1 protein-coding gene and 1 pseudogene are annotated in these 1,594 nt (G+C 62.4%); both read right to left on the bottom strand.

Annotation, left to right across the window (positions count from 1 at the left end):
- Positions 1-399 (bottom strand): lysylphosphatidylglycerol synthase domain-containing protein (locus EN939_RS33435; RefSeq protein WP_206528415.1); only part of this gene is annotated, 399 nt, incomplete at its 3' end.
- A 188-nt stretch (positions 400-587) separates the two neighbouring features.
- A pseudogene (locus tag EN939_RS33440) lies at positions 588-1,594 on the bottom strand (glycosyl transferase); the annotation flags it as partial.

The following is a 1,594-nucleotide window of genomic DNA, read 5'->3' on the forward strand; positions in this document are numbered from 1 at the left end:
CGGCCACACAGCCAGGGCCAGCACGCCGACGACGAAGGCGTCCTGCAGCCTGAACCACAGCAGCGAGGCGCTGGCACGCATGATCGGTATGCCGAAGACCTGGCGCAGGAGCAGGGGAAATGCCGTCTCGCCGCCGCGGAAGGGCACGACGTTGATCATCGCATTGTGGATCAGAATGACGCGCAGGCAGGCGCCGAAACGGCCATGCACCTCCTCGCGGAACTCGTCGCAGACGCGCAGCGCGCGCAGCACGTAGGTGACGAACAGCGCAAGCGCCACGGCCGCGAAAGCGCCGGGCGTGATGCTCGCGAAAGCATCGCCCACCATCTTCCAGCGCGAGTCGCTGGCGACCCACGCTAGTAGGGCCAGGGTCACGATTATTGAGATTGCTCTTTTCAACCAATTCTCCGCCGGTTTCCACCGCCGAGTTCAAATGGCAGCACCGCGTGGTGCCCGAGTATCCCTACCGCCATCGGGGATCGGTTCGCCTGGCCCACCGGCTTGCCGAGTTTCGGCAGGAGAACGCGACCGCCGAACCGTCGGGACAATATCCTGTCCAAGGCCCACAGCCCCAGACTGTCGCGGTTCTATGGACGGCTGATCCTATAGACCAGCAAATCGTCCGAATCCACAAGCTTGGTTGCGGTCTTGCCGAGATAGTCGATGACCCCGTCATGATGCTCGAGGAACAGCCGGTCCTGCTTGTCCGCGGCGTTCTTGGCCGTGCCGAACAGGTCCGCGCCTTGCGCGCGCAATTCCTCGAGCTGCGCGATCGCGGTGGCATCGTCCGCTACGAATTTCGACCATTCGACATCGCCGCCGCCAGGCGGGAACACCCAGCCGCGCGCTCTGCTGTAGTAGACGGCGACGGGATCGCCGACCTCGGGCGCAATGGCGACGACGAGGTCGCCCGGCTGCGCTAACCGCGCCAGTTCGTCGCCAAGCAGCTTGCCATTCATGGCGATCGGCGTCTTCATTGTTCTGACAAGGGGAAAAGTCGACCAGACCAGCGTGACGGCCGCGATGCAGATCGCGCGCAGCACGACCGCCGGGGACAAAACGGGTCCCGATGCAAGCGTTGCCAGGAGAAACGCGCCGCGGCCGCAGAACATCGCGAATGGCACATGGAAGATGTGGTAATTCCAGGGATTGCTGGTGATCTCGCGCGCTGCCGCCAGATAGATGACGATGGCCGCAGCCAGCCAAACATAAGGGATGGCCGAAAGAGTGCGTTGCTTGGGGTCTTCGACGGGTCTGGGCGGCAGCCAGAAGCCGATCGCGATCAGCACCATGAACGGATAGCCGTAGAACCACCAGACTGAGGTGTTCCATACGGATTTGAAGTAGAAGCTGTTCCTGAAGAATGTCCAGAAACCGGAATCCCAGATATAGCCGCTGCCCGCGACATGAAACGGCGGATAGCTGCGGCCGAGATAAATGGCCCAGCTGAAATAGGCGCCGATGATGGCCAAGCTCAAAAGCCCCAACAAGAAGACCTTGGCCGCCTGCTTTCGCTTCTTCTCAAGAACCCAGGAAACCATGAGGTAGAAGATGACGGCGCCGGCGGCGAGGCCCGGCGGCTTTGCCAGCACGC

Origin of the sequence: Mesorhizobium sp. M7A.F.Ca.CA.002.05.1.1 (assembly GCF_003998335.1) — a bacterium.
Taxonomy (GTDB): Bacteria; Pseudomonadota; Alphaproteobacteria; order Rhizobiales; family Rhizobiaceae; genus Mesorhizobium.